General features: G+C 42.1%; 2 pseudogenes. Both read left to right on the forward strand.

Annotation, left to right across the window (positions count from 1 at the left end):
* Nucleotides 1–207, forward strand: a pseudogene (locus SMIDD26_RS10895) (sugar ABC transporter ATP-binding protein); the annotation flags it as partial.
* 1 nt (nt 208) lies between these two features.
* Nucleotides 209–420: pseudogene (locus SMIDD26_RS10900) on the forward strand (antibiotic ABC transporter permease); the annotation flags it as partial.

Here is a 420-nt window from a genome sequence, read left to right on the forward strand (position 1 = left end):
AGTCATCTCCTTTCTCACTATGAAGGTCTACCTGATATGATTATTGATAGACAGGGGAATAGCCTCAACATTGAATTCGATAGTTCTCGCTACCAGTCAGCTGATATTATCAAGCAAACCCTGTCTGATTTTGAGATCCGCGATTTGAAGATGGTGGATACGGATATTGAGGATATTATCCGTCGTTTCTATCGAAAGGAGCTCTAAGATGGTCAAATTGTGGAGACGTTATAAACCCTTTATCAATGCAGGGGTTCAGGAGTTGATTACCTATCGAGTCAACTTTATTCTTTATCGGATTGGGGATGTCATGGGGGCTTTTGTGGCCTTTTATCTCTGGAAGGCTGTCTTTGATTCTTCGCAAGAGTCTTTGATTCAGGGCTTCAGTATGGCGGATATCACCCTCTACATCATCATGAG

Source organism: Streptococcus mitis (genome assembly GCF_001579035.1).
Classification (GTDB): Bacteria; Bacillota; Bacilli; order Lactobacillales; family Streptococcaceae; genus Streptococcus; species Streptococcus mitis_J.